Source organism: Parabacteroides johnsonii DSM 18315, assembly GCF_025151045.1.
Lineage (GTDB): Bacteria > Bacteroidota > Bacteroidia > Bacteroidales > Tannerellaceae > Parabacteroides > Parabacteroides johnsonii.
Genome location: NZ_CP102285.1, coordinates 4,382,867 through 4,409,343, shown reverse-complemented (window position 1 = coordinate 4,409,343; position 26,477 = coordinate 4,382,867). Strand labels below are relative to the sequence as shown.

The 26,477-nt window shown below is 42.4% G+C and carries 17 protein-coding genes, 1 tRNA gene and 2 pseudogenes; 7 read left to right on the top strand and 13 right to left on the bottom strand.

Features of this window, described 5'->3' with window-relative positions; all coding sequences use genetic code 11:
• Positions 1-328 precede the first annotated feature (328 nt).
• The 9 genes from NQ564_RS17915 to NQ564_RS17875 all read right to left on the bottom strand — a co-directional run bounded on the left by NQ564_RS17915 (position 329) and on the right by NQ564_RS17875 (position 14,063).
• Positions 329-1,864, bottom strand: coding sequence for a hypothetical protein (locus NQ564_RS17915; RefSeq protein WP_227963187.1), 1,536 nt, complete (start codon positions 1,862-1,864; stop codon positions 329-331).
• A 53-nt stretch (positions 1,865-1,917) separates the two neighbouring features.
• Positions 1,918-3,015: a hypothetical protein gene (locus NQ564_RS17910; protein WP_008152895.1), complete on the bottom strand. Its 1,098-nt coding sequence runs from the start codon at positions 3,013-3,015 to the stop codon at positions 1,918-1,920.
• A 374-nt stretch (positions 3,016-3,389) separates the two neighbouring features.
• A complete protein-coding gene (locus NQ564_RS17905; protein WP_039848364.1) occupies positions 3,390-4,673 on the bottom strand; it encodes a fimbrial protein in 1,284 nt (427 codons plus the stop codon).
• Positions 4,674-4,730: 57 nt separating this feature from the next.
• Positions 4,731-5,846 carry a fimbrial protein gene (locus NQ564_RS17900; protein ID WP_039848365.1) on the bottom strand — a complete coding sequence of 372 codons (1,116 nt, stop codon included), beginning with the start codon at positions 5,844-5,846 and terminating at the stop codon, positions 4,731-4,733.
• Positions 5,847-5,857: 11 nt separating this feature from the next.
• The gene (locus NQ564_RS17895) at positions 5,858-7,885 is read right to left on the bottom strand and encodes a DUF4906 domain-containing protein (protein WP_129650330.1); all 2,028 of its coding nucleotides are present in this window, start codon (positions 7,883-7,885) and stop codon (positions 5,858-5,860) included.
• A gap of 36 nt (positions 7,886-7,921) precedes the next feature.
• Positions 7,922-8,824: a FimB/Mfa2 family fimbrial subunit gene (locus NQ564_RS17890; protein ID WP_129650328.1), complete on the bottom strand. Its 903-nt coding sequence runs from the start codon at positions 8,822-8,824 to the stop codon at positions 7,922-7,924.
• A 36-nt stretch (positions 8,825-8,860) separates the two neighbouring features.
• Positions 8,861-10,075, bottom strand: coding sequence for a fimbrial protein (locus tag NQ564_RS17885; protein ID WP_039848448.1), 1,215 nt, complete (start codon positions 10,073-10,075; stop codon positions 8,861-8,863).
• A 240-nt stretch (positions 10,076-10,315) separates the two neighbouring features.
• Positions 10,316-11,596 carry a fimbrial protein gene (locus NQ564_RS17880; protein WP_008152902.1) on the bottom strand — a complete coding sequence of 427 codons (1,281 nt, stop codon included), beginning with the start codon at positions 11,594-11,596 and terminating at the stop codon, positions 10,316-10,318.
• 412 nt (positions 11,597-12,008) lie between these two features.
• Positions 12,009-14,063 carry a response regulator gene (locus tag NQ564_RS17875; RefSeq protein WP_129650326.1) on the bottom strand — a complete coding sequence of 685 codons (2,055 nt, stop codon included), beginning with the start codon at positions 14,061-14,063 and terminating at the stop codon, positions 12,009-12,011.
• A gap of 1,070 nt (positions 14,064-15,133) precedes the next feature.
• On the opposite strand from NQ564_RS17875, the gene NQ564_RS17870 reads away from it, so the two are divergent.
• From NQ564_RS17870 to NQ564_RS17860, 3 genes and pseudogenes are all read left to right on the top strand, one after another.
• Positions 15,134-16,057: a FimB/Mfa2 family fimbrial subunit gene (locus NQ564_RS17870; RefSeq protein WP_008152909.1), complete on the top strand. Its 924-nt coding sequence runs from the start codon at positions 15,134-15,136 to the stop codon at positions 16,055-16,057.
• Positions 16,058-16,735: 678 nt separating this feature from the next.
• Positions 16,736-17,094 (top strand): annotated as a pseudogene (locus NQ564_RS17865) (ISAon1 family transposase N-terminal region protein).
• Positions 17,095-17,122: 28 nt separating this feature from the next.
• Positions 17,123-18,056 (top strand): annotated as a pseudogene (locus NQ564_RS17860) (ISAon1 family transposase).
• Positions 18,057-18,605: 549 nt separating this feature from the next.
• Here the strand turns inward: NQ564_RS17860 and NQ564_RS17855 are convergent.
• A tRNA-Met gene (locus NQ564_RS17855) sits at positions 18,606-18,679 on the bottom strand.
• Positions 18,680-18,877: 198 nt separating this feature from the next.
• Between NQ564_RS17855 and NQ564_RS17850 the strand changes: the two genes are divergently transcribed.
• The 4 genes from NQ564_RS17850 (at position 18,878) to NQ564_RS17835 (ending at position 23,764) form a co-directional block, all read left to right on the top strand.
• Complete coding sequence (locus tag NQ564_RS17850) at positions 18,878-19,261, top strand: START-like domain-containing protein (protein ID WP_008152911.1); 384 nt, start codon at positions 18,878-18,880, stop codon at positions 19,259-19,261.
• Between the two features lie 101 nt (positions 19,262-19,362).
• Positions 19,363-21,300 carry an LptF/LptG family permease gene (locus NQ564_RS17845; protein WP_021861735.1) on the top strand — a complete coding sequence of 646 codons (1,938 nt, stop codon included), beginning with the start codon at positions 19,363-19,365 and terminating at the stop codon, positions 21,298-21,300.
• Positions 21,301-21,327: 27 nt separating this feature from the next.
• Positions 21,328-22,545, top strand: a complete 1,218-nt coding sequence (locus NQ564_RS17840; RefSeq protein ID WP_008152915.1) for a bifunctional 3,4-dihydroxy-2-butanone-4-phosphate synthase/GTP cyclohydrolase II — start codon at positions 21,328-21,330, stop codon at positions 22,543-22,545.
• A gap of 25 nt (positions 22,546-22,570) precedes the next feature.
• Positions 22,571-23,764 carry a pyridoxal phosphate-dependent aminotransferase gene (locus NQ564_RS17835; protein WP_008154134.1) on the top strand — a complete coding sequence of 398 codons (1,194 nt, stop codon included), beginning with the start codon at positions 22,571-22,573 and terminating at the stop codon, positions 23,762-23,764.
• A gap of 201 nt (positions 23,765-23,965) precedes the next feature.
• Here NQ564_RS17835 and tsf read toward each other — a convergent pair whose 3' ends face one another.
• The 3 genes from tsf to rpsI form a co-directional block, all read right to left on the bottom strand.
• The gene (tsf, locus tag NQ564_RS17830; RefSeq protein WP_008152920.1) at positions 23,966-24,955 is read right to left on the bottom strand and encodes a translation elongation factor Ts; all 990 of its coding nucleotides are present in this window, start codon (positions 24,953-24,955) and stop codon (positions 23,966-23,968) included.
• 149 nt (positions 24,956-25,104) lie between these two features.
• Positions 25,105-25,947, bottom strand: a complete 843-nt coding sequence (gene rpsB, locus NQ564_RS17825) for a 30S ribosomal protein S2 (RefSeq protein WP_005637640.1) — start codon at positions 25,945-25,947, stop codon at positions 25,105-25,107.
• 141 nt (positions 25,948-26,088) lie between these two features.
• Positions 26,089-26,475 (bottom strand): 30S ribosomal protein S9, encoded by a 387-nt coding sequence (rpsI, locus tag NQ564_RS17820; RefSeq protein WP_005637642.1) that lies wholly within the window; start codon positions 26,473-26,475, stop codon positions 26,089-26,091.
• Positions 26,476-26,477: the final 2 nt, after the last annotated feature.

Below are 26,477 nucleotides of genomic sequence, written 5' to 3'. Positions count from 1 at the left end.
GTCGATCTTTGTTTTTAGGTCGACACCTGTTAACTTATCGATTATAAAGGAATTACACTGAAAGGTGTCGAGGTGTCGGGTGGTATGGATGTTTTTTACGACGGTGTATCAAATTGATATTTCCAGATGCGGATGACACGGATATCGCAGATTTATTTTATTGATAATTAATAATATCCGTGTCATCCGCGTCTCCATAAATACCGATATTGGCACACCCCCATCAAAAATCAAGGGCTATGCCGAAACAGCCTTGTCTCCACACGCTTGGCGCGGGAACAAAGCTGTTTCGGCATAGCCCTTGAAAGACAAATAATCGCTTTGGTAATTAATTGAAGCCGAAATTGATCTCGCCTCCAGACTGAATATTTTCTATCACTATATTTAAAGAACCTGTAGCCGGAACACTCTGTATCAATGCAGATGCTTCATACATATTACCGACTTGAAAACCATTTTTGGGTTTCAGGGTTACGCTGCCGGAGGAATATTCTTTCTTTTCACTTACCTGAGTCGGCTCTCCTTCTATTACTTCTCCGACAGACGTCCACGTATTTTCATTAGTAAGCAACAATCCCATCTTGTTAGATCCCCATCCATTACCACCTTCCAATTTCAAGATTTCATCTTCTGGAATTTCCTCCTTATTATCACGAATATAAGCAACTAACTGGGGTTCCCCATTGACCTCTTTATCATTCACAAACCAACTACCTGTTATTTCTCCTTCTTGGGATGTCTCATAAACTGCTTCATAAAGATTTCCGTGCAAGGATATATCCAACTGATCTTTTGCATAGGTATAAAACTTAAACAAATATGTCGTACTTACTTTATCAAACAGCGGACTAAATATTTTACTATCTGAATCTTCAGGAACAATGGCTGATGAAACTAATCTGCTTTTTATACGAATATCATCAACCTGAAGCGTAATATTCTCCAATAAGTAGCCGCTATATCTTGAATATTTCTTCACTGTTAATGGAGGTAATTGAATCCCCTTTGCCACTCGAGGCTTAACACTTGTTGGTATTGTCAATCTATGTCCAAAATAAGTGTATAACAATTTTCCATCAGCATCCACATCATCCAACATGTCTTCTGTAACATCGACTTCTTTCAGATTTTTCTTACCAAACGCATTCTCCACCTCGCCTTTAGTCCAAATTCCATTTTTACCACCTAAATCACCATAATCATAATACCCATTGACCAACAATCTCGGAATATCCACCCGCACTTTCAGTTCCACCCGTGCAGCCAACTGTGTTAACGGGATTTGGATCGGAGAAGCGACTGTAGTCACATCAAATTTTGCGAGTTTGTTACCGACTTTCACCAACTGGTTAGCTTTATCTGCAAATGCAGTTTGATATGAATCGCCACCTTCAATAATCTCCTTCAATGCATCCAGAGATTGACAAGATTTATAAGCTTCATTAGACTCTGTCGGATTAGCTACGACCCAAAAGTCATAAGTGCCATAATCCAAACCTGTTAAAGTGACTTTATATCCTTTTTTATACGTCTGGCTTCCTCCATTTGGAGCGGGGTTATCTACATAGTCATGCTCGGCTTCCGATAAATTATCGCCGGCAAAATACTCGGATGTAATATATTCTCCATTTTTTTGATCGAACACGAATATCCAGCAATCCTGCACATTCAATTCTTCCTCTGTCGCATACACATACCCTTTATCTTCCGCAGCAGCTTTTGTGATGACGGAAGAGGGGGATAGTTCGATGACGAGATCGCCTTTGCCGGAAACGCCCGGCTCGTCTATTATTTTTTCTTCAGTACATGCTGCAAAGATGAACAATGCAGATATAGCTGTCAGGAATATATTTTTCGTTTTCATAATTGTGTGTATTTTACCTGTCGATACTTTCATTTTTATACTCTCCTATTTAATCACAATACAACTTCCGGGATGATATTATAAACCCAGTCTTTCGTATAGAATTCGATTGTGGAATCTCCCCATTTTGGAGTAATCGTCCAATGCACTTTTATGTCGTAGAGGTAGCCGCCTTTGATACCGTCATGCTTGACTTCCTTATTTATATTATCCGGATTGATCGGATATGTCTTATCAAAAGTTCTGCCGTCAACTGTGAACTTCACGTACAGGGCTGTATTCGTCTGAGAATCCGCTTCATATAGGTTCGCATAGCCATAGGCTGTTCCCATTCCGGTCCAGACTATTGCTCCTTCTTGATTACCACTCGTACTACGGTCCAAAGAAACACCATCGGCAACTTTGCTACCCGCATATCCTTCAACGATCTTGCCATCCTGTTGCAAGTTCACGAATTTAGCTTCCTCAAAAGTAACAACCGGAGTCGTTACAAAACCGTCAAGTGTCACGCTAAACTCAGAAAAGTCAAGACGGGCTGCGATTTGGGAGACTGTTACAAGGATTGTGTTAGGATTCAGTTCTGCGTCGCTCGGAGAAACATAATGCTTTGTCACATCTGTTCCAAAAACAATCTCTTTAATGCCATATTTGATTAGTTCCGTTGCAGATAGACAGCCTGAAACTGTTTTATTCAACTGATCTACTGAAGTTCCGAAAGTAATATCATCCAACAAGTCCCCGGCATTTACGACAACATGGGCAGCCAATGTACGTCCTGCTTTGTATTTGGTCACAAACTTCAAATCTGCCAAAGGATTAGTCGTAGTCTCGGAAGCACCTTCTGCGGCAAGGGTTGCATCCTGTTTATCCGCTTTCAAGATTTCTATCAGTTTTCCTTCTTCATATAAAAATATAGAAACGTCAGACATATGTCTTTCAGCTTCACTTGCTTCCAAATCAACACCCGGCCCAACGACTGTGGCTTTTGTAGCCATCTCCTTAAAAGCGACACCGAAGTCCAATACTGTATAAGCTTCTGTGGCTTCTTCAATACCCTTCTCTACATCGTTCATGATAGCATCATCTTCCATGGAGCAGGAAAAACCGGCAAGAACTAATATTGCTGCGAAAAATATATTCTTAATTTTCATAACCCTATGTATTTTCTCATTTAACTTACGATGCAAATGTACGGGGATTGCCGACAGGGGGCGATAGGCGAAACTTTCAAGATTAAGTGGTAAAAATACCAAAAGGCAAATTGAGAGGTACACCCTTTAATTGCGATAGAAACGGCTACAGGACAGGATAATTGGCCACTTCTCACTCTTTTGCAGCCTCGTGCCAAGCACGGAGGCAAGTACATTTTGGCATACCACCCCAAAGAGAGGTTATAGCATGGGTAAGTTGTGCTGGTGGGCTTACCGGTATATGTTGCTCCACAGTGAATAAGATTCTTTTATAGACAAAAAATAAGGGGGCGTTTTGAGACGTCCCCTCTGGTTATTGCGAATCGATGATTTTATTAATTCGTATCTTCTTCTGTCTGGTTGACCACCTTCCAATCGGCCACCTCGATATTGAAGTTAATACAAGCATTTTCCAAGATTTCATCCGGATTCGGGCTGCCTTCACCGGTGATAGTTGCCGAGATCTTGAAGAACCTGTTGCTTGCGACGTTGCCAGCATCATCGACCAATTTCAAGGGGATATGGAAATATTTCTTTCCCAGCTCACGATCGCCATCCATTAAAGTTCCGGTGATCAGAAGACGTGTCAAATAACCTCTTTCTGCATATTCTGGTTGGTTGGCATTGATGTATTTGTCGAAGCCTAAAGCAGTAGCATTAAGTTCACCGCTTTCATTAGGCAGAACAAGAGAAGTTTCATATCTCTTAGCAAAGGAAGCATCAACAGTAGCCTCCGGATCAATCAAGCCTTGGATCACAGCAAACTCAACTGGCCCACCTCTGAAATAATCAGCCTCCGTATTCTCTTCACCCATGACCGTTGCATTATTACGGACATTTGCCAAATAGATAGAATCGATCTTAAAAGTAACACCTGCATACTGGGCAGTGAAGTTTGACTTCAAAGAAGTGAACTGCACACGTGAGATCGAACGAGTCATAGTAACCTTTCCCACCCCATCCGGTACTATTGTGACATGCGTTCCATCTGTCGGTGTATCGGACACAACGCATGAAGAGTTATCTTTATACCAATTCAAATGATGAGTTTTGGTTCCATCTGTTTCTTCTTTTACAGGAGTCAAGCCTGTAACAGTCAAAACGTCCGAATGCATAGGCAAATAAGATTTACCTATTTCATTAAAGGTAGTTATTGCAGCTGTTTTTTCGTTCTTCAAAGCATCCAAATCAGCCGGTGCAAGTTCATTCATATTGGCCAGCAAAAGGACTTGGAACTTGGTTGCAGATATTGTCGCACTTCCGGTTGGTTTTGCCACTTTCACATGGATAGCCTTGATTGTCGTGATCGAACCGTCTTTCGCATCAAAATCTTCTCCGGAAGATTCAGTTGTTCCATCAGGCAAGCTAACATGCTTGCTGATCACATACTTTCCACTTTCGTCAAACACATAAGCCGTCAATGACTGAATTTTGGCTTCTTTATCAGTACCTGCATCTGTACCACCATCGATCGATGCCTTCGTCATGACATCGGTTGTGGAGGCGAAAGAGAGGTAGGCGTCTACTTCCTGCGGGCCGGATATTCCGTCATCGTCTTTTGAGCAGGATGCCATTGTGCAAACTGCCAAAGAGGCTAAAAATAAATTTCTTAATTTCATAATTGTAATACGTTTAATTTGTTCTACTTTAAATATTTACCCTATGTGTTGCCATCATCAGATTTCAACATCCTGGCTCACTTGCCCCCAATTGACCACTTCGACTTGTACATCCAGGTCTCCGGTAGTCGGCCGTGGCGGAATCGGTATATTGGGATCTTTTTCGTGGTCGCCGTCGAAGCTGGTATCTCCGAAGGTGACATTCAGGCGATATACATAGTTGCGTTTAACGTAGTTGTGATTATATCCTCTGTCCAGACCGTTCCGGTTGATCACGGCGGTGAATATTTTCGTTTCCGCTTCATACGTGTCCGTTTCAAGCAAAGTTGCTCTGACCTGTATTTCTGTCGGAGCTTCAGAGCCATCGTTTTCCATCACGTAGTGCACATAAGGTGTATCGTTTATCGGAGAGCCGTTGGCGATATCGCGGTTCAACGCTGTCGCACCGCTGTTGCCAAGATGTCCGGTTGCCATCACCACTCCCCAATAATCACGGCTGAAAAAACGGGAAGCCGTGCTCTGGTTCAGTATCGTTACTTCTTCCACTCTCACCGTGCGGTTGCGCAGGAGTGTTTTTGTAAAATCAGTCTTGACATTGACCAAGTCAAGACGGGCGGCAAGACGGGTGATTTCGACTGGTTCGGCGATACCGTTGATGTTCTCACTGCCCATCGATGCATATCCCAGATAATTGTCTCCCTTGACAAGGGGCGCTTGGGTCGTAATGACCGGACTGCTCATGACCAGGTTGCTCTGAGACTGGTCGGCAAGTTGCGCCAGCTTGGATTCGAAATCGGAATAGCTCGTAACACCGGCAAGCGAATTTTCCGGCGTATTGGAAACGATCACGATCTGTGCCCTCATGGTCATAGCAGGCACGTTCAGGATAGAGGCCTCGCCTTCCGAGTTGGTTGCCTGCCAGCCGTAGCCGATAAGCTGTGCACCATTTTCGTCGAAAACGAGCACCGAAAGGTTATTTACTTTGGCCTCTCCGGCCAACTCATTCTCATCATTCGGGTGAAACCCTTTCGTTACGGCCGACCCCGCCGCCTTGACCGCAATGCTCAACGAAGCATCCGCATCCTTCCCCTTAAATGATTCATCATCCTTGGAGCAGGCAGTACAGCATAGGAGTACTGCCAGGGTCGAGAGGAATATGTTTGATAGTTTCATAATCATAATGTTTATTTATGTTTCAAAATACAGCGGATATACCCTTCTCCTGAAGTTGCAGTTGCTTTCGTAACCGGATTATAAAGACCATTTGTAGTCCAATAAAAATCATTTTTTAAAGGGAAAGCTTTCTCGTATTTCTGAATATTTTCCATATCGTTAATACTTGGCAAATAATAATAAATCGAAGCACCTGTTACATATTGCTCATGAGCACAATTACTTTTTGCCTCCGACATATTACTTAACTTACCTGTTACAGGTATGTATTTTCGTATATAATTGTCAGACGCATCCTGAAAATAGCGAGCACCTCCATCTACTCTTCTTGCGTAATAAAAATTATCCTCTTTTTTCTCACCGATACCGACATTATCATCTTCAGTTCCCAAATATAAAAGTGGATACTCTATCACATCAAGAGGCTCTGCTCCTGTAATTTGCATAGAAACGGTTCGGTAAATTTCACCATTAGCCACTGCTGTTCTATATGGTTCAGTAGCATTACTTTCAATCTTATTATACTCCTTATCATCTGCATGCCCTTCATATACATATTTATTTGTTCCTGTGGTGTGTCCTACACTCCCTAAAATTCCAACATTACGAGGATGTATTCCAAACATCGTGTACTCATTCGCCCCTAACTGCAAATACTCAGCAAGAGGAGTCTGGCTACCTGTCCAATAATCAGGAACTCCCTTCCCTTTTACAAGGAAATACATTTCCATATCCATATTCAACAAATCACCAACTGTGACCGATAGAGATGACGAAGTTCCATTAAGTACATAAAAAGGAACTGAACCAACTGGAGACACAGCCCCATCAATTACCAATGTCCCCTTCGGATAGAACGTCGAGTTTTCCAGATCCGCTTGTACGCGCCACTCATATTGCAATTCATCCTTGCCGGCCAGACCGGTAAAGGCCAAAGTCACATTATAATGAGTATTGCGTTTGATATTGAAATCCGATGTGCTATTCTCTCCTAAGAAGAAACGATAGTTGATCTCGCCATCCCCGACATGATTGACACCCGGTGCAGAAGTAAAAATCGTGTAATTTCCTTTTACCTCTATATAAGTGCAAGGTACAGAAGACCATTTTTCAAACCAAGCTGCATAGTCGATCTTGCCATCTCCTTGTGTCGGGACCGCCAAACCAGCAGGGGTTTTCATTGCCGGATTCTGATTACTCTCGTTGTTCTTTCCTTGCAGATTTTCATACATATAAAAAGCCTTGCCGGTAGCCAAATCTCCTACTTCATCTTCCGGCTGTGCCAACTTATTTTCATACAAAGAAATTTTGCTTTCACCAGATACACCATCTCCCATTGTCCATTTTTCATAGGGGAGCAGACTATATTTAACAGGCAAATGACGGACATTAACTTCTGTTATGGCCAAATAAACATGCTTATCACTCGGCAAATCCTTCGTGATTTTAAACGTTATCTTCGAATAAGGCGGCACGACTTTGGCTGCAAAGGAGGCATCGTCTGTTATATCGATTGCCGGATTACTACTACCACTATTATATAGATTTATGCTCGTCTCCATATCTTTTGCGACAAACCCCAGCATCATTTCTGTTCCTTGCGGTACTGGAGATTCAATTTGTTTGGACAACAGAGCTTGTTCCGTCGTATATGCTTTTGCGGCGCCTTCTGAACCAACATTCGTCAACACATAAATCTTGTGCTTGCCGGTCTTGGCACTGAAAGGCACATCGCTTACGGATGTTTGATTCTCGCCTTCCACCTCATAAAACGTAACGATCGGGTTTTCTCCCTTCTCGTCATACACCAACACCGCCAAGTTATTGATCGCGCCGAAAGTTTTATCCTCATTTTCCAAGGATTTCGTTTCCACCACCGGGACTTCGGGGGTGCCGATATTCAGTTTCAAGGTTACCGGCAGGCCTTCGGGGACATCCGGGCCGTTGTTGCCTTTATCGAAATCTTCGTTGGTACACGAAGCGACTGTCAGCACACACCAGAGGAGGGCAGCCAGCTTTATTATATTTTTGTGTAACATACTCATTCGTTTTTATATATTAGCATTCGTTTCTTATTACCATTCAATATCATCATCGACAACACCCCAAGGGGTCACTTTGATCCTTGCGCCCAAGAAGGCACCGTCTTCACCCCATACGAACAGTACCAATGTGCGCTGGAAGGGATGGATTTCGATCGGGCCGGTCGTGCCGTCGTCGAAAGTTCCTTCCTTCACTTCGTAGCGGTCGTTGCCGACCTGTATGCTTCCGGTCATATTCTGGCCCAAGTAGAGCGACTGCGGACCTGTCGTTTCCCATTCGGAGCCTTTCCAGTCGGCTTCGGGATTGTAATAGACACTGTCGCCGGTCAACTCGCCCTTATAGTCGATCGTGTTCAAGGTGCGATCCATATAGAAGTCGCATTCGTCGGTCGCACGCAGCCCTCTTGCCGTCAGGGCATATTGAAGGTTGAGGGTTCTCATCTCGACCGTTCCGGTTTTGGGTTCGAGCACGATTTCCTGGTTCCCGCCAGCCACGCCGTTCCCGCGTACCGTCACATCGATATCGCCGAAAAAAATGCTGTCGGGAGACTGTGCGATCTCATCTTCACTCCTCAGAGAAACGGCGAAGTCTTCGGCCTTGGTGGCCTCGTTTACGTCCTGATGTCCTTTGAGGTTTCCCCATGCGATCAGGTGCAGTTTCGAACTTTCGGGATAGTTCAACTCGATAGTTTCTTTGCCTCTGATAAAGGCATCGTTGAGATCGCGCGTGTCAAGCAGCTTCGAATTATTATCGTAGATAAAGAGCTTGGCTTCCGAAACAACGCTCAAAGCCGTGATATCATCACCTTTGTGGTTCACTACCTTTAGTGTCAGCTTATAGCACTCGTCCAAGTCTTCCTTGATACAGCCGGTGGCCAAGACCATCACCGCGACAAGTGCCAGAAATAATCCCTTTTTTGTCAATATCGATTTCATAACGTTCTGTTTTTTATTCTCATTCATTTTACCCTATTAATCCAAATCTTCATTTTGCTCGATCACATCCCAGTCAGCCACCGTAACAGCCACATCCATACAAGCCTCGCTTGCCGGATCATAGGGCCGGTCGGAACCGCTGCTCTTAATGGTGAGGGAGATGTTGTAACGGTAGTTGCGTTTGACGTAAGAGTGGTCAGGTGTACCACCTTCAGCATCTGTCATCGTCCCCATTGCATTGACGGGGATCGTATAAAAACGGTTCGCTTCTACTCTGCCGTTACCATCTGCATAAGTGCCCTTCAACACTAACAAAGTACGTTGTCCGGGCTCGACGGCATCAACCATATTTTCATATACGATAAATGATTTGCCACAAGCGAGTTGGCCTGTTTCTGGTTTCCAAGGAGAGGAAGAGGTCACATCCCGTTTATTAGCGTTAAAGCCTAACAAATCAGCTTTCAACAAACCATCCTCGATCGTCTTGTATTCACCATTCCAATATTCATTTTCATATTGGCCGTACCACCATAAAGAATTACCATCCGGTGCTTTTTTGCTCTCCACTGCACCCCATTCTTCAGTGGAATTGGCCGACATCAAAGAATAGCCTTTCACATTTGCCACAAAGACAGAGTCAATGACGAAAGAAGCTTTTCCATTATCGGATTTTATAGAAACCGATTTCAAGTTGATTTGGGCGATGTGGCGTGTCAGTTTAATATCATTTCCTTCCTTTGAAACATTCGGCATGTGGCCGGGGAAATCTTTTATATTACCAAAAATATTATGCATTCCCTCATCTAACGTAGCCTCGATCAACCGACTGCTCATAGAGTATCCGTTATTTTCATTTTCATTATCTAATGCCCTCTGATATGCTAATGCTTTCTCTAATGTGTCAAATTGATTTTCCTGCGTTCCGGCATTTGCTAATACAAGAATTTTGACAGCACCACTTTGTACATCCAAATCATCCACTCTATTGGTAGCAGCAACCACTTTATCAACTTGCAAGTTCCCACCAGCATAAAAAACCATCACATGCAAACTCTTAATAGCATCTTCCTGATCAATGTTTTCCTTTTCTCCTTCACCAGCTTTAGTCAAGCTTTTCCCATCTGCAACAGCTGCCAAGGACAAAGTTGCATCCGGAGTAAAGACCTCTACCTCCGGAACGTTCTCGTCTGATGAACACGCAAATGCCATCCCTACCACTATACTCAAAAGAAAATAACTCTTCAATTTCATAAATATGTGTATTTTATTAATTTCCATTTATCCCTTATTGATTTATACAATACAAAAGTATTTAGCTTTGCGTGTTTCAAGAATAGGTGCTACTCTCTTTATTAATAGATAAATCTATCACACAGGCGTTTTGATAGTTTTGCATAGGTTTGTGCAACAGATGCCATAAATGCCACCTTTCTATAAACTAAAAATCCCCAGCCTTTAAGGACCGGGGATTTTCTATATTATGAATGATGATTAGATTTCAACATCTTGATTAACTTGTCCGAAAGGGACAACCACGCACTGTACATCCAGTGTTGTAGGATCGCCACCACCACCAGGAGTTTGATAACCCGGTCCTGTAACTGTCAAAGTCAAATCATACTGCAAGTTACGATACAAACCATTGTATTTGCCATCATTTTCTGTTACTCCACGCAAAGCCAAAAGCTCAGAAGCGACATTGCTTTCACCAGCTGACACTTGGAAATTTTCACCTAAAGCGATTGTGTAATAACGATCGCTCTCTATTTTACGATCAGTATCATTGATTTTATAAGAGAAGTCACCTTTCACAACCAACAGTGTTCTATTGTCTAAATCTGTATTTTCATACACATAAAAACTGTTTGCTGTCTCATAAGCATTTAAAGTTGTAACTGTACCAGTGATAGTTGTTTTAATCCAAGACGGAGTGTTTTCTGGGACAGTAGGATTTTCAACAAGCGTATACAAGTCATCTTTTTCAGTCCATTCGTCTGTATGGGCATAAGCACTACACCATTCATCATCTACATTTGTAGTTGCATATTGACCCCAATTCTCACCTATCAAATTAGTTTTCTTATGTCCCTGAAGAATAAAGATTTCTTTAAGTACCAACTGAGGATCTGAATATCTAGGCTTATTTGAATTCTCTGCCATTTTCGTAGAAATTTTATTCAACACAACTTTAGCCACGTTACGGTATAATTTCACCGGGCTTTTCAAATCAGTATCAGTCAAGCCTTCTACATTTACATAGCCAGCAGGCGCAGTTGCGAAACCAAACACATTATTCTTTTCAGCAGCAACTACCACACCAGTATAGATTTTACTGTTCATCGTAAGAGTTCCTTCAACTTCCAATTCAGAATCAAACGTTTTATTTAAAGTAGCAAAAACCTCAGCTTTTGTTTTTCCTATCAAACTCTGCTCCCCTGTTGTAGGTACTATATAATTAGCAATCAAAGCCACCTCTTTAACACCAGCAGTCAATTCAGCATGAGCAACGGCATCACTTCCCTCCTCCACAGCAGGTGTAGTTGCTTTAGTTCCGACAACTTCCAGTTTGCCATCTGCATTAAAAACCAACATGGATAAAGACGTAATATCACCAGATGCCTTTGTATCAGCAGCTTTGTCAAACTTCACGGTCAAACTTGTCCCACCTTCCGCATCAGGATTACCGTTATCCGGAGTCGGCACATCATCATTCGAACAAGAAGCGAACGCACATGCAATCATTGTTGCATACATTAAATTTCTTAGTTTCATATTTTTCAAAATTAAAAAGTTAATAAATTCGTTTATATAATGATCTTTATTTTTCTTACCCTATAGCTTGCTGAGTTGTTCGGAGCGACTATTGTGTTTTATGTTGTCCTATACTTCCCATCGGCTAACTACCTTACTATATTTACTGATACCATTTACAATATCATCCTTATCTGTCTCATCGTTTCGGGTTATCGTCTTTCGACATTGCAAAGGTGGGAGAAAAAGTAAAGACGCATTAGAGGCGTGACTCTCAAATATAATCGGTAAAACTCTAAGTGACTATTTTGATTTATTTGCACCTATTTTTGAGATATTTTCAGTTTTTATGGTGCTTACATTCTTATTATAGAACAAGAATACGAGAGGAATACAGTGCGACAAATTGTCCGGAAGGACGGAATGTCCAGCCTTAAGCTGGAATTCCGTATTGTGAAGGTGTAACTCCGTATTGCTCGGTAAAGCGTTTACGGAATGTGGCAGTATCGTTGAACCCGACCATTTCAGCAACTTCCTGCACCGAGTATTGCTGGCTGGCAAGCAGTTCGGCAGCTTTTTTCAGCCGTATGTTGCGCGTCAGTTCGAGGATGCTCAGATCTGAGTATTGTTTAATCTTTCGATACAAGGTCGGCAGACTCATATTCAATGAGTCTGCGAGTACTTTTGCCTCAAAAGTAGAGTCATCGAGGTGTTTCTCTATGTTTTTGACAACGGCGTCCATGAACGGATTGGTCGACAGCGTACTTTCTTCATCATGCGAAACTGCAGAAGAATTAGAGAAGTAGCGTTTCATATCCTCGCGCTTCTTCATCAGGCTGTTGATCTTGCTTCGCAGGATTTCCACGTCGAAAGGCTTCGTGATGTAATCGTCAGCACCAGCTTCGATACCGGTAATCACATCTTCGCTCTCGACTTTGGCAGTCAACATCACGACAGGTGTCTGCGCCATCTTGGGATCACTCTTGATCTCACGACAGGTCTCGTAACCATCTTTCACCGGCATCATGACGTCGCAAAGGATCAGGTCCGGTTCTTCTTTCAAAGCGACGTCTATCCCGTCCTGACCGTTGCGGGCTTCCAATATCTGATATTCCTTATTAAAGACATGTTTCAGGAACCAACGTATCTGGTCGCTGTCGTCGATTACAAGGAGTTTCTTTCCGGTTTCCTTCTTTTGCGGAATCACCTGGATCAATTCAGCGATCTCTTCTTTTTGGCGGGCATTCAGTTTGACCAGATCAGATTCGGGTTCCACAAACTCGACCCGACGGTCCAACAGATGTTGTTTGCCAAGCGGAATCATGATCGTGTAGGAAGTACCATTTTTATCCGACTCGCTTCGGTACATCCCCCCTATCGCATCGGCCATATCCATGATCTGCTTCAAGCCGCGGCGTGTACTTTCATCTTCATCCAGCCCCTCGTCCGTCACAACCAGCGCGCTGTAGGCTTTTCCGTTTTCATTTACAACAGAAATATCGAGCGTCACTTTCCCATAAGCAAACGTATTTTTGAAGGCGTTCGACAGCAACATACGCAGAGCGAACTCCATCTTGCGGCGGTCCATCCAAACCCAAAGGGCGGGTGTCTGCGTGTTGATACGGAAATCGACGTTGTTCATGGCCACCCAATCAACAAAGATATCGCAAATCTGGCGGGCAATCTCGACCATGTCATAACGGGCAATGCGCAAATAGTTAGCGATATCATTCGAACGGCGCGTACCGATCAACTGGTCCGCCAAGTCCTGCATAGCAAGCGTATTACGATAAGCGGAAAGCAACTGGGTAGACATGTCTTTCTCCGGATCATCATTCTGCACCACCAAAGCAAGAGAGCCCAATACCAGAGAAAGCGGGGTACGCATTTCATGGATCGTCTCGATAAAAAAGTTGTCGTTGATACTCTCGGCGTCTTTCAGGCGTTTTTCCGCTTCAGCAAGCTTGTCGGCAGCCTCGCGCTGGATCGTATCGTTTTCCTTAATCTTGGTTACGATGAGCTGCTCCAACTCTTTCTTATTATTATTTAATGTGGAGATCGTCAACTCCAGCTCGTTATTCTTCCGGACTAAGTCACTATTGGCTTGTGCCAAATCGTCATTCTGCTCCCGTAAAGCCCGGTATCTTTCTTCCTGTTGCTCGATTTGCTCTTCCAACAACCTATTCAAGGAATCAAGCTCTTCATTCCGGATATTCACTTCTTCGTTTCGAGCGTTGATTTCCTTATTCAGATTTTCAAGCGCAGCGTTTTCTTTGATAATCCGGTCCGACCGGTCATTCATATTAGAATGTAATTTTCTCACATAAAGAAATAGAGGGACAAAGAAAAGTAGCAGAGCCACCACCACAATTAATGTCTCACTTCCGAATAGTTGTCCGTTTTCATTGGCAGCCAAGATTAATGAAGTACTGAAAAAAAGACCAGTCAACACTCCACTCACCCTCCTGAACAGAGATTTCTTCTTCATATTTATATGCATTTATTATATATCCTTCTATAAGCACAAACTCATCGTCAGCATTGCACTACAAAGATGGCAAAAATATTTTTTCTACGAGACATTTAACACTAATTATTTTTCAAAAATATCGTGATAATCATACATTTTTGAATCATATCAGATGTTACAAAAATATGACAGCGTCCAAATTTCATCCGATAGACGCAACTAAAAATAGAGTCTTAAAAAGCTCAGACCCCATCAGAACATGACACAAACACCTACATATTGACACGTTTAACATCTTTTACGCACGTATTATTGTAGAACATAAAAAGACATTTTATTTTTGTAAAAAAATAATGGACAGAGATTCAGACGAGTGCTTATCAATTCCAAATCAGGTATTATAAAACGCTGCTTGTTTCATAGCAAACAATCATTATCATCAATAGTTTATAGTATCGGAAAGTTTTCAAACCAAGTTTCTCTAAATGAGTTGTCCATTAAGAAAAATATTTCATTTGACTTATTTTACCCTCAATTTTTTTATATGCATAGGCGTACATCCGGATTGTTCCGCGTGTGCGCCACTTTTTTTCTTGCCTGTTTTATAACACGTACATAATTACATACGATTTATACATGATATAGAGAGCCATCACATTATGAACATTCAGAAAATCTATCAACTTAGGCAATCGTCCATCTCAAAGCGAGAACTGACAGTTTCACCACCTCACCTGATACATTTACCCGCAAAATGGCAAATCCAAAAACAAAATCTGAACATTGACAGAATCAACCATACTTATGATATTTTTACCAACCATAAAAAGAGAAGCAACTTTATCAATAATGCATGATAATTAATATATTTATGATGTATAATGAGATAAATAACCCCTATAAAGATACTTTCTCCGATTATTTTGATCGGTTTAACATATTTTATATTCGAAACTATTGCCGTATTCGAAAACCCATGATATCTTTGCAGTATCAAAAAAGGGATAAAGGTTTTGATGAGGGTCTTAACCTAACAAAAGTTCCTTCAGAGTATAGGGTTTTTAATTAGCATATAAAAAATTAGGGTCATGAAAAAGGGTAAAATTTTCACAAATTGTTTGTTTTCTATTTGGACTTTGTCCGTTATTCTGTCTTTCGCAAGCTGTTCTGCTGATGGCGATTCCACTTCAATCATAGATGAAAGAGTTCCTCTGGAAACAGAAGTGCCTTTTTCCGTAATCTTGAAAGCCTATTCCGAGAACTCGGACATCACCGCCAAAGGAGACGTAAAAAGCACTACACTGTATGTTTTCGATGAAAACAATGATTTCTATAAACAAATCACGGTAGACAAGGATTATCTTTTACAGGTTAAGCCGGTCGAAATAAGCTGTCCGGGATCCGACAAGATCACCGTTGTCGCTTGGGCGGGCCTTTCAAGTGAAAGCGAAGAGATCAGTAACATGAACCGGGCAAATATCATTTCAGACCTGCAGGTGAGCCTGAAACACAATAATGGCATAGCAAACAATCTGCCGGGAGATCTGTTTTACGGGCAAATCGTATTACACCGTTCTTCTACAAAAGCAACCGCACAGGAATTAAAGATTGAACGCAAGGTGTCTTCTATGTCAATCTTGACAAAAGGAGCTTTAAAGGTATTTGACTCCAAAGAAGGCAATTATTATTATAAAATCAAGAGAACTAAAAGTTCTTTCAACTGCAATGGTGAATTGACAGGCAATGATATCGAATATATTATTCCGGCTACTTTAAATGACAATGGGAACTTGACTACAGGTACATTCTCCATTTTACCGGCCGATAATATGACTATAGAGCTTTACAGAGACGACGTTTTGGTTCTTTCTTCCGAAAATGTCAAAAATTCAGAAATCGTGGCTGCAAACAAAGGAGAACAAACAAATATCGTTTTTGATCTTTCACGCAACAATATCAATGTTAGCGTTTCAGACTGGGGTACTGTTATTCAGTATGTTACAGTCGGATAATTCGACCCTCAATTTTTTATATGCAATAGGCGCACATTCGGATTATTCCGAGTGTGCGCCGCTTTTTTATAAATATGCGATTCTCCGTGATAGGAACACCAACTAATATGATACAAACACAATTGTTAATAAGTATTTCATCTGATTACAAGTACTTTATAATATCACAAATGATAGAAATACAACACCCGTATGATATTTTTACCACACATATAAACACAATTGATAGCGTAACTTTGTAGCAAGAAATAACACAATACAATTTGTGAAATTTTACCCTATACTCTGTTTGCACGAATCCCTTAATTCTGCAAGCAAACCTAATTAATATAACCGTGAGGTTACATAATTATCATAAAAGTCCAGACTCTCTGCTTCTTTTAACAAGAACAGAAAATCTGGACTTTTTCCATGCCTTCATCTTACCTCGGTTCATATTTCGCAAATACAAATTCTGACGCAACCGGAAAATGATCCGGCTTTACTCCAAAAATGAAACTGAACTTGATTCAATTTTAGGTTTTACACTATCGGGGATTATAATAAATACTTGAATACTATCAGGGGGCTTATAGGAAGATGCAATGGATACTTTAGGAGATAGTTATATTTTAAGGATCATCCCGAAATCCTGAGGGGAAAAAATCGTATCTTAGTGGCAGTAAAAAAATAAAAGGGATGAGTTACGATCAATTTCTTCGTTTTATCTTTCCAGAGGGAATGTTTGATTATTTTGAATTGTCTGATTTCAAAGAAAAATCGGATAGGGTAGAAATATATTTTGAAGAGAAGAATATACATCCTAAAGAATATGCAACCGATAACTTGGAGAGCAAGGGCTTTTATGAACAAGTCAGGATGCAGGATTATCCGATGCGTGGGCGTAGCTGCCTGTTGTTTATCAAAAAACGAAGATGGTTCAATCACAGTACTGGCAGTATGTAAGCCGCAATTGGAAATTAGTGGCAGAAGGAACGCAAATAACGACTGAATTTGCGTCTTTTTTAAAAGCATTGGATCGACTCTCACGCTCTTAGCATTAGTCTTTGGGCGGATCATTACGGAATGGAAACCAAACTGTTGGAGTCCCAATATAAGAATCATCTGAGTCATTTCAGGAATTGGGAGCAACGTGCCCATGCCGAAGAATGGATGCTCTTCGAGAAAAACATTGGACCCTACGTCGGGATGGACGAAACGGCACTGTCGTCGGGAGAACTGTATACAATCCTGATTAACAAAGAGGCCAAAGGAAGAAAAGGCACTATCATCGCCATGATCAAAGGGACATCCGTAGAAAAGGTATCCCAAGCTATACTCAAACTTTCCCGTCGCAGGCGGTTTCAAGGGCGGGAAATAACATTGGACATGGCACCCAATATGGCCCGGATAGCTCGTCTCTGTTTCCCGGCTGCCAAGCTGGTTATCGACCGTTTTCATGTTCAAAAGTTAGCTTTTGAAGCCGTTCAGGAAATGCGGATAAAGGCACGATGGGAAGCCTTGGATAAAGAAATGGTCGAGATCACATACGCTAAAGCATCAGGACAGCCTTTTGTTACTGAAACTTTTGAGAATGGGGACAGTCGAAAACAGCTGTTGGCTAGAAGCCGCTATCTTTTGTTCAAAAAAACTGAACTGTGGTCGGAGAGCCAAAGAAAAAGAGCTAATCCTTTTCCGGGAATATCCCGATATCAAGAAGGCCTATTACTTAAGCATGAGGTTAGGGTTGATATATCATCAGGTACAATCGGCAGATATTGCCTTGACGCGTTTGGCGCATTGGTATGATCAGGTGGACAAATCCGGTTTCCTGTCTTTTGGCACTGTTGCCAGAACCATACAAACACACTACTTGAATATTGTTGGCTTTTTTAAAAGACGCTCCACCAATGCCGCGAGTGAGTCCTTCAATGCTAAAATCAAAGCTTTTAGAGCACAGCTGAGAGGCGTGAGGGATATTGCTTTTTTCTTATTCAGACTCACCAATATTTATGCATAATTAATTCTCTATGAATATAGGTATCTTCTTATACGTACATAACCGGGCTAAATAAAAGAACTGCAACATGACTACAATAAAAAAGCGTGTCCCTCTAATATAGAGGCAACACGCTCTTTCTAATAGTTAAGGTTTGGGTTATTTATATTTCTTGTCGTTATATACTGTTATAAAAAAAGCTTGACCTGAAAGTTGTCAAGCTATACCCATTGCACAGTCAAGGCTCCTTTGTTTTTGTTCACTCTATACCTATAATCTCTCTGAAAATGAGTGACAGCACGAAGAAACGCTTTTATTTTATACAAAACAAATTTATCTGGAATTATTTTTACACTATCGGGGATTATAATAAATACTTGAATACTATCAGGAGGCTTATAGGAAGATGCAATGGATACTTTAGGAGATAGTTATATTTTAATCCCTCAGGATTTCGGTATGATCCTGGTTTAACTCTGCCTCTGAAAACCACGAAAATTCAGGTAAAAACCATCCGAAAAGGCATAAAAAAAGCAGTTACCTATTACCGTAACTGCTTAATTTTCAAAGTAGCGAGACCCGGGATTGAACCGGGGACCTCATGATTATGAATCATGCGCTCTAACCAGCTGAGCTATCTCGCCATTATGTTGTCATCATTTCCTTGATTGACGCTGCAAAAGTAGAGCTTATTTTTATATTGTGCAACACTTTCATGAAAAAAAATTCAATTATTTTGAAAGCTTCCTGTTAAGATCTTAATTCAGAGTTGCTTTTTTAGAAACAGATTTGGTGGATATCAATTCTTTTATTATCTTGCTGCGCAATAAACACGATGAAAGATGAAAAAAGAGAAATTTCATATCGAATACATTTTCGATAAAGTTTCACGACGAAGCTTATGGAATCACCTCACAACTCCTCCAGGGCTATCCGCCTGGTTCGCCGATGATGTTATTATTAATGGTAACATATATGTTTTTAAATGGAACAAAGCCGAACAGGAAGCGGAAGTGCTGTCTATGAAACCGGAAATGAGCATCCGTTATCGCTGGACGGATGAAGAGGATGAAAATGCCTATTTCGAATTCCAGATCCACAGCCATGAACTAACAGGATCGACTTCTTTGCAAATAACAGATTTCGCCGAACAAGATGAAAAAAGGGATTCTATCGATTTATGGGACACGCAAGTAGAAGAACTGAAGCGTACGCTCGGTATTTAGCTTGTTTTAGTGATTTCTGTTAGCGATCATATCGTTTTTTCACTACTTTTGCGCCGTCAACCGGATAAGCAATGTTGAAAATAAAACGATTATATACATTTATGCTGCAGACTTTCCTGCCGTTGTTCTTGATGACCTTCGGCATTTGTCTGTTTATTGTGCTTATGCAGTTTCTGTGGAGGTACATTGACGACATGGTCGGGAAAGGTCTGGGGATTCCTGTTTTGGCGGAAATGTTTATGTATGCCGCCCTTTTCCTCGTGCCGATGGCACTACCGCTGGCTATTTTGCTTGCCTCGCTTATGACTTTCGGGAATCTCGGCGAACGATTGGAATTACTGGCTATGAAATCGGCGGGTGTCTCACTTGTACATATTATGCGCCCGCTAATCATTACCATCAGTATGATAAGTATCGGGGCTTTCTTTTTCCAGAACTATGCCATGCCTGTCGTACAAGTCAAACTTTACACGCTACTTTGGTCTATGCGACAGAAATCGCCGGAACTGGATATTCCTGAAGGGGTTTTCTACAGCGAAATCACCGGATTTAATGTATATGTAAAGCATAAGGATACTGAAACGGGACTCCTTCGCGACATGATGATCTATGATTATTCAGAAGGATTCAACAAAGTAAGCGTGATGGTCGCGGATTCGGGACGTCTGAAAACTTCGGCGGACAAAATGTTCTTAGTCCTTTCCTTATTTAATGGAGAATCTTTCAGAAGTCTGGACAAGCAATCGAGTACTACAGGCGCAAAAAGTTCCGTTCCTTACCAAAGGGAGACATTCAAAAGCCGGGATATCCTGATAGAATTTGATGCCAACTTCTCACGGACGGACGAATCGTTCATGCAAAACCAGTTTATGGGTAAAAATATGCATGACTTGCAAATCTTCATTGACTCCGTTTCCGTCCGCTTGGACAGTATACAAAACGTCAACGCCAAGAATGTCTACGAAACTTCATACAAAAAGACACTTAAGAAGCCGCAAGACATAAAGCAGAACAACGTAAAAGATGAGCCGAATAACGATAAATCCAACACAGAAACGACACCAGAGATTCAAAAAACAAACAAGCCGGTAATTGTCATGAACTTCGACAGCCTCTACCAGGCAGAAAATCCCGGAAAGAAAGCGACTATCCTGACACGTGCGAAATCAAGTATCGAAAATATGAAGGCCGATTACTTCTTTAAAGCAGCCACTATCGGAGACGAGGCTTACAGAGTGCGCCGCCATTTGACGGAATGGCATAAGAAGTTCACTTTGTCTTTCGCCTGCATGGTCTTTTTCTTTATCGGTGCACCGTTAGGAGCTATTATCCGTAAAGGCGGATTGGGAATGCCGGTTGTTATTTCGGTCATACTATTTATCTTCTATTACATCATTGATAACATCGGCTTCAAAATGGCCCGCGACGGCGTATGGGAAGCATGGCAAGGGATGTGGTTAAGTTCCGCCATTTTAGCTCCGTTAGGTATCTTCCTGACTTATAAAGCGGTCAACGACTCCGTCATCCTGAATGCCGACACATACCTGAATGCATTGAAAAACCTGTTCGGGAAACGTTCGGGCAGAAAAGTTGAAATGAAAGAGGTAATCATGTTTAACCCGGATTACGGGCAGATCATCCCCCGCCTGAAGCAATTGGTAGAAGAAAGCAGTGCCTATCTGGCTGCCCATAAACGGTGGACAAACTATTTCCGCTTCTGGAAACAAGGCGGCCGTGACCATACAGCCGAGCAATTGGCGGTAAAGATGGACAGCATCATCGAAGAATTGTCTAATTCGGACCAGAACTTGGTTCTGAACAAACTGATGGACTATCCGGTTATCAGCGGTTATAACCAGATAAATGCAAGAATAAGTGGGAAAGCAGGGTTGGTAATCGGCCTCTTTCTCCCGATCGGATTCCCGGTTTATTTGCTTGCCACATACCAGCGCAAACTTTTACGGCACGATATCAAGATGGTACAAAAGACAAGCAATGAACTGATTGATATAATTGAAAAATTACCCGTATCTTTGTAAAATAAGAAATATAAGTAAAAAAGAAATATGAGCGAAATCAAATTAAACACCATTGAAGAAGCTATTGAAGACTTCCGCGAAGGAAAATTCTTAATCGTAGTCGATGATGAAGATCGCGAAAATGAAGGTGATTTTATTATTGCTGCCGAAAAGATAACTCCCGAAAAAGTAAACTTCATGTTGAAAAACGGTCGTGGCGTATTGTGCGCACCGATCACGGAAGAACGTTGTCAGGAATTAGAACTGGACATGCAGGTGGCAAACAACACCTCGTTGCTGGGAACTCCCTTTACGATAACGGTAGATAAATTAGGTGGCGGCTGTACGACAGGCGTTTCGATGTTCGACCGTGCAGAAACCATTTTAGCGCTTGCCGATCCGAAAACCAAACCGTCCGACTTGGGCCGTCCGGGACATATCAATCCGCTTCGCGCCCGTTCGCGTGGTGTGTTGCGCCGTGCCGGACATACCGAAGCCGCTGTTGACCTGGCACGCCTCGCCGGTCTGTATCCGGCAGGTGCATTGATTGAAATCATCAATGAAGACGGAACAATGGCACGCCTGCCCCAACTGATCGAGGTAGCCAAGAAGTTCGATATCAAGATCATCTGTATCAAAGACCTGATTTCATACCGTCTGAAAACAGAATCGATCGTAGAAAATGGCGTCGAAGTTGACCTGCCGACCGAGTATGGACACTTCCGCCTGATCCCATTCCGCCAGAAGAGCAACGGATTAGAACATATCGCCCTGATAAAAGGCAAGTTCGAGCCGGACGAACCGATCCTGGTGCGTGTACATTCTTCCTGTGCAACCGGTGATATCTTTGGTTCCATGCGCTGCGAATGTGGCGAACAGTTGCACAAAGCAATGCAACATATCGAACAAGAAGGTAAGGGAGTAATCGTTTACCTGAACCAGGAAGGACGTGGCATCGGACTGATGGAAAAGATGAAAGCCTATAAACTTCAGGAAGACGGTTTGGACACTGTCGATGCAAATTTGCATCTCGGACACCAGGCAGACGAACGCGATTACGGTGTCGGTGCCCAAATCTTACGCCACTTGGGAGTCACCAAGATGCGCCTGATGACCAACAACCCCGTTAAGCGTGTCGGGCTGGAAGCATACGGGCTGACAGTCGTAGAAAACGTTCCTATCGAAGTTGCTCCAAATCCTTACAACGAATTCTACATGAAGACGAAAAAGGAACGTATGGGACACGTCTTGCATAATATCAAATAATTCATAATTACATAATAACACTATCATGACACAAGTATCAGCACGTTTAGCAAGTTTGTCGCCATCCGCAACATTGGCGATGTCCCAGAAGAGCAGTGAATTAAAGGCTCAGGGAGTTGATGTTATCAACTTAAGTGTCGGAGAACCCGACTTCAATACTCCCGAACCTATTAAGGAAGCTGCTAAAAAAGCTATCGACGAAAACTATTCTCGTTATTCTCCCGTTGCTGGTTATCCGGCCTTGCGTAATGCCATCGTTGCCAAGCTGAAAAACGAGAACGGATTGGAATACACAGCCAACCAGATTTCTTGCGCAAATGGTGCCAAACAATCCGTTTGTAATACAATCATGGTATTGGTAAATCCGGGTGACGAAGTGATTATCCCAGCTCCGTTCTGGGTCAGCTATCCAGAAATGGTGAAATTGGCCGAAGGCACACCAGTAATCGTTGCGGCCGGTATCGAACAGGATTTCAAGATCACTCCGGCACAGTTGGAAGCGGCTATCACACCGAAGACAAAGGCGTTGATCCTCTGCTCCCCGTCTAACCCTACCGGTTCGGTCTATAGTGCGGAAGAATTGGCAGGCTTGGCCGAAGTCCTGAAAAAACATCCGGAAATCATTGTGATTGCAGACGAGATCTACGAACATATCAACTATATCGGCAAACATAACAGCATCGCACAGATAGACGGAATGAAAGACCGTACTGTCATTGTCAACGGTGTTTCCAAAGCCTATGCCATGACCGGATGGCGTATCGGTTTCATTGCGGGACCGGAATGGATCGTAAAGGCTGTAAACAAATTGCAAGGACAATACACTTCCGGACCATGCTCCGTATCCCAGAAAGCAGCAGAAGCTGCTTACACAGGTTCACAGGCTCCAGTCGAAGAAATGCGTCAGGCATTTGAACGCCGCCGTAACCTGATCGTCGGCTTAGCGAAAGAAGTTCCGGGATTTGAAGTAAATCAGCCGGAAGGTGCTTTCTATCTGTTCCCGAAATGTAGCTATTACTTTGGCAAAACCGATGGTACACGCACAATCGAGAATGCAGATGATCTAGCCATGTACTTGTTGGAAGTCGCCCATGTAGCTTGTGTTGGCGGTACATCGTTCGGTGCCCCCGAATGCATCCGCATGAGTTACGCTACCAGCGATGAAAACATCGTGGAAGCGATCAAACGTATCAAAGAGGCTTTGGCTGCTTTAAAATAAGAAGATCAAAATCTCCTTGTCCCCGCGCTTGACGCGGGGACGCAAAAGAGCAAGCCTTATCAATCAGATTTATATGACTGGCTTTAATGCGATCCCGCGTCAAGCGCGGGAACAGGATAGTTTCGACACACCCTCGCAAAATAGAAAAGGAGATGTTTTCAAAAAACACCTCCTTTTTTATTTCAAACTGCCGTAGCAAAATTATTCGGCACGCAAAGTGAAGCGTTTGAATGCCAAGATCTGCAATTCAGGATCAGCTTCCTTCATTGTTTCTTTTACAGTCTTCTTGCCATCCATGATATCTTCCTGGTTCAGCAAGCAAACTTCCTTCAAGAATTTGCCAAGACGGCCTTTAGCGATGTTCTCAATCATCTGCTGAGGCAAGTTTGCTGCTTTTTCAGCTGAAACAGTAGCAATGATTTCTTTTGCTTTGGCAACATCTTCAGCCGTGATCCAGCCTTTAGCCATGTTGCTTTCCATATGGTCTTCGCTGTCAACGTGTGTCGGGTTGATTCCAGCTTTTTTCAGAGCAGCTTCAACAGCTTTCTGAACTTGTTCAGCCTTTGTCTTTTCGATTGCCACCTGGATTTCCTGTTCTTTTACAGATTCAGGCACACCAGCTTCGTCAATAGCGATCGGGTTCATGGCAGCGATCTGCATAGCAATGTTGTGAGCAGCTTCTTCAGATTCCTTGTTGAACGCAGCGATCGTACACAGCTGATTCTTACCCATGTGGTTGTAAACAGTGGTATAAGCACCTTCCACTACGTTATAGCCGTCCAATTCCATCTTTTCGCCCGTGATACCGCTACGGTCGGTAACAGCATCCTGTACAGTGCCCTTACCCATCGGCAAAGCCTTCACTTCGTCCAGAGTCTTGCACTTGTTAGCCACAGCAGCATCCAAGATAGCCTGAGTCAGTGCGATGAAATCTTCATTCTTAGCCACGAAGTCAGTTTCGCACTTCAAAGCGATGATAGCAGCGAATTCGCCATCTTTCTTTGCCAATACGCAACCTTCGGCAGCGTCGCGGTCAGAACGCTTAGCAGCAATAGCCTGTCCTTTTTTACGGATAATTTCCATTGCCTTTTCGATATCACCATCGGATTCGGTCAAAGCCTTCTTGCAGTCCATCATACCAGCTCCACTCATTTTGCGCAGCTTGGTAATATCAGCCATAGTTACAGCCATAATCTTATTTCCTTATTTATTAAATGTTTACTTTATTAATTGACAATGGACAATTGACAATTGACAATTCAAGTCAAAAGCCAATTGCCCATCGTTTCATTTTATGTTTCTCTTAATTTTCAATTGTCAATTTTGAATTGTCAATTGAATTACTCTTCGTCCTTAGCGAATTTGTCAGCAACGTTAGCGTTCAGCGCTTCGTCGTCTTCCTTCTTCGTACGTTCTTTCTTTACAGCAGCTTTCGCTTTGCGTTCTCTTTTAGGAGCTTCGCCTTCTCCGGCAGCTTCTGTATCGATCTTTTCAGCTTTACGTTCCTGCAGACCTTCGTTCATTGCTTCGCAGATAGCGCCCAAGATAACTTCTACAGATTTTGTAGCGTCGTCGTTAGCCGGAATCACGTAGTCGATGTTGTTCGGATCAGAGTTAGTATCAACCATTCCGAATACAGGAATACCCAGACGGTTAGCTTCACGAACTGCGATATGTTCTTTCATTACGTCAACAACAAACAAAGCTGACGGAAGACGAGTCAGGTCCACAATAGAACCTAAAGTCTTTTCCAACTTAGCACGCTGACGAGTGATCTGAAGTTTTTCTCTCTTGGAAAGATTATCAAATGTACCATCTTTTGTCATCTTATCGATTGTAGCCATCTTCTTGATAGCTTTACGGATAGTCGGGAAGTTGGTCAACATACCACCCGGCCAGCGTTCGATAACGTAAGGCATACCTACAGAAGAGGCCTTATCTGCGACAACTTGTTTAGCTTGTTTTTTAGTAGCAACGAAAAGCACTTTCTTACCCTGTTTTGCCAGGTTCTTCATTACTTCTGCTGCTTCGTCTACTTTAGCAACTGTTTTATATAAGTCAATGATATGAATACCATTGCGCTCCATAAAGATATAAGGAGCCATTGCGGGGTTCCACTTTCTTTTTAAGTGTCCGAAGTGTACGCCAGCTTCTAATAACTGATCAAAATTAACTCTTGACATTGTTTTTTTCTTAAAATCGTTTACTTTCTTTTGTTTAACTCAATCATCAGGTAGTCCTCCCGTATGTCAGCATATAAAAAGAATCCTGATAATTTAGATACTAAACGCTTTGCTATACTTGTAAGGGACTCACAAATAAGATTAACGTTTACTGAACTGGAATCTCTTACGAGCTTTAGGACGTCCCGGTTTCTTACGTTCAACAGCACGCGGGTCACGAGTAACGAAACCTTCTGCACGAAGAGCGGATTTGTCTTCCGGATTGATCTTAACCAGTGCGCGGGCGATAGCCAGGCGAGCAGCTTCAGACTGTCCTTTGAAACCACCTCCATCGAGGTTGATCTTGATATCATATTGTTCTGCGACGTTCAGCTTTGCGAGCGGCTGCTTAACAATGAACTGAAGGATTGTAGAAGGAAAGTAATTAGCCAGATCACGTTTGTTGATAGTAATCTTTCCTGTACCTTCGCTTACGAATACGCGAGCAACTGCTGCCTTACGTCTTCCTATTGCATTTACTACTTCCATTG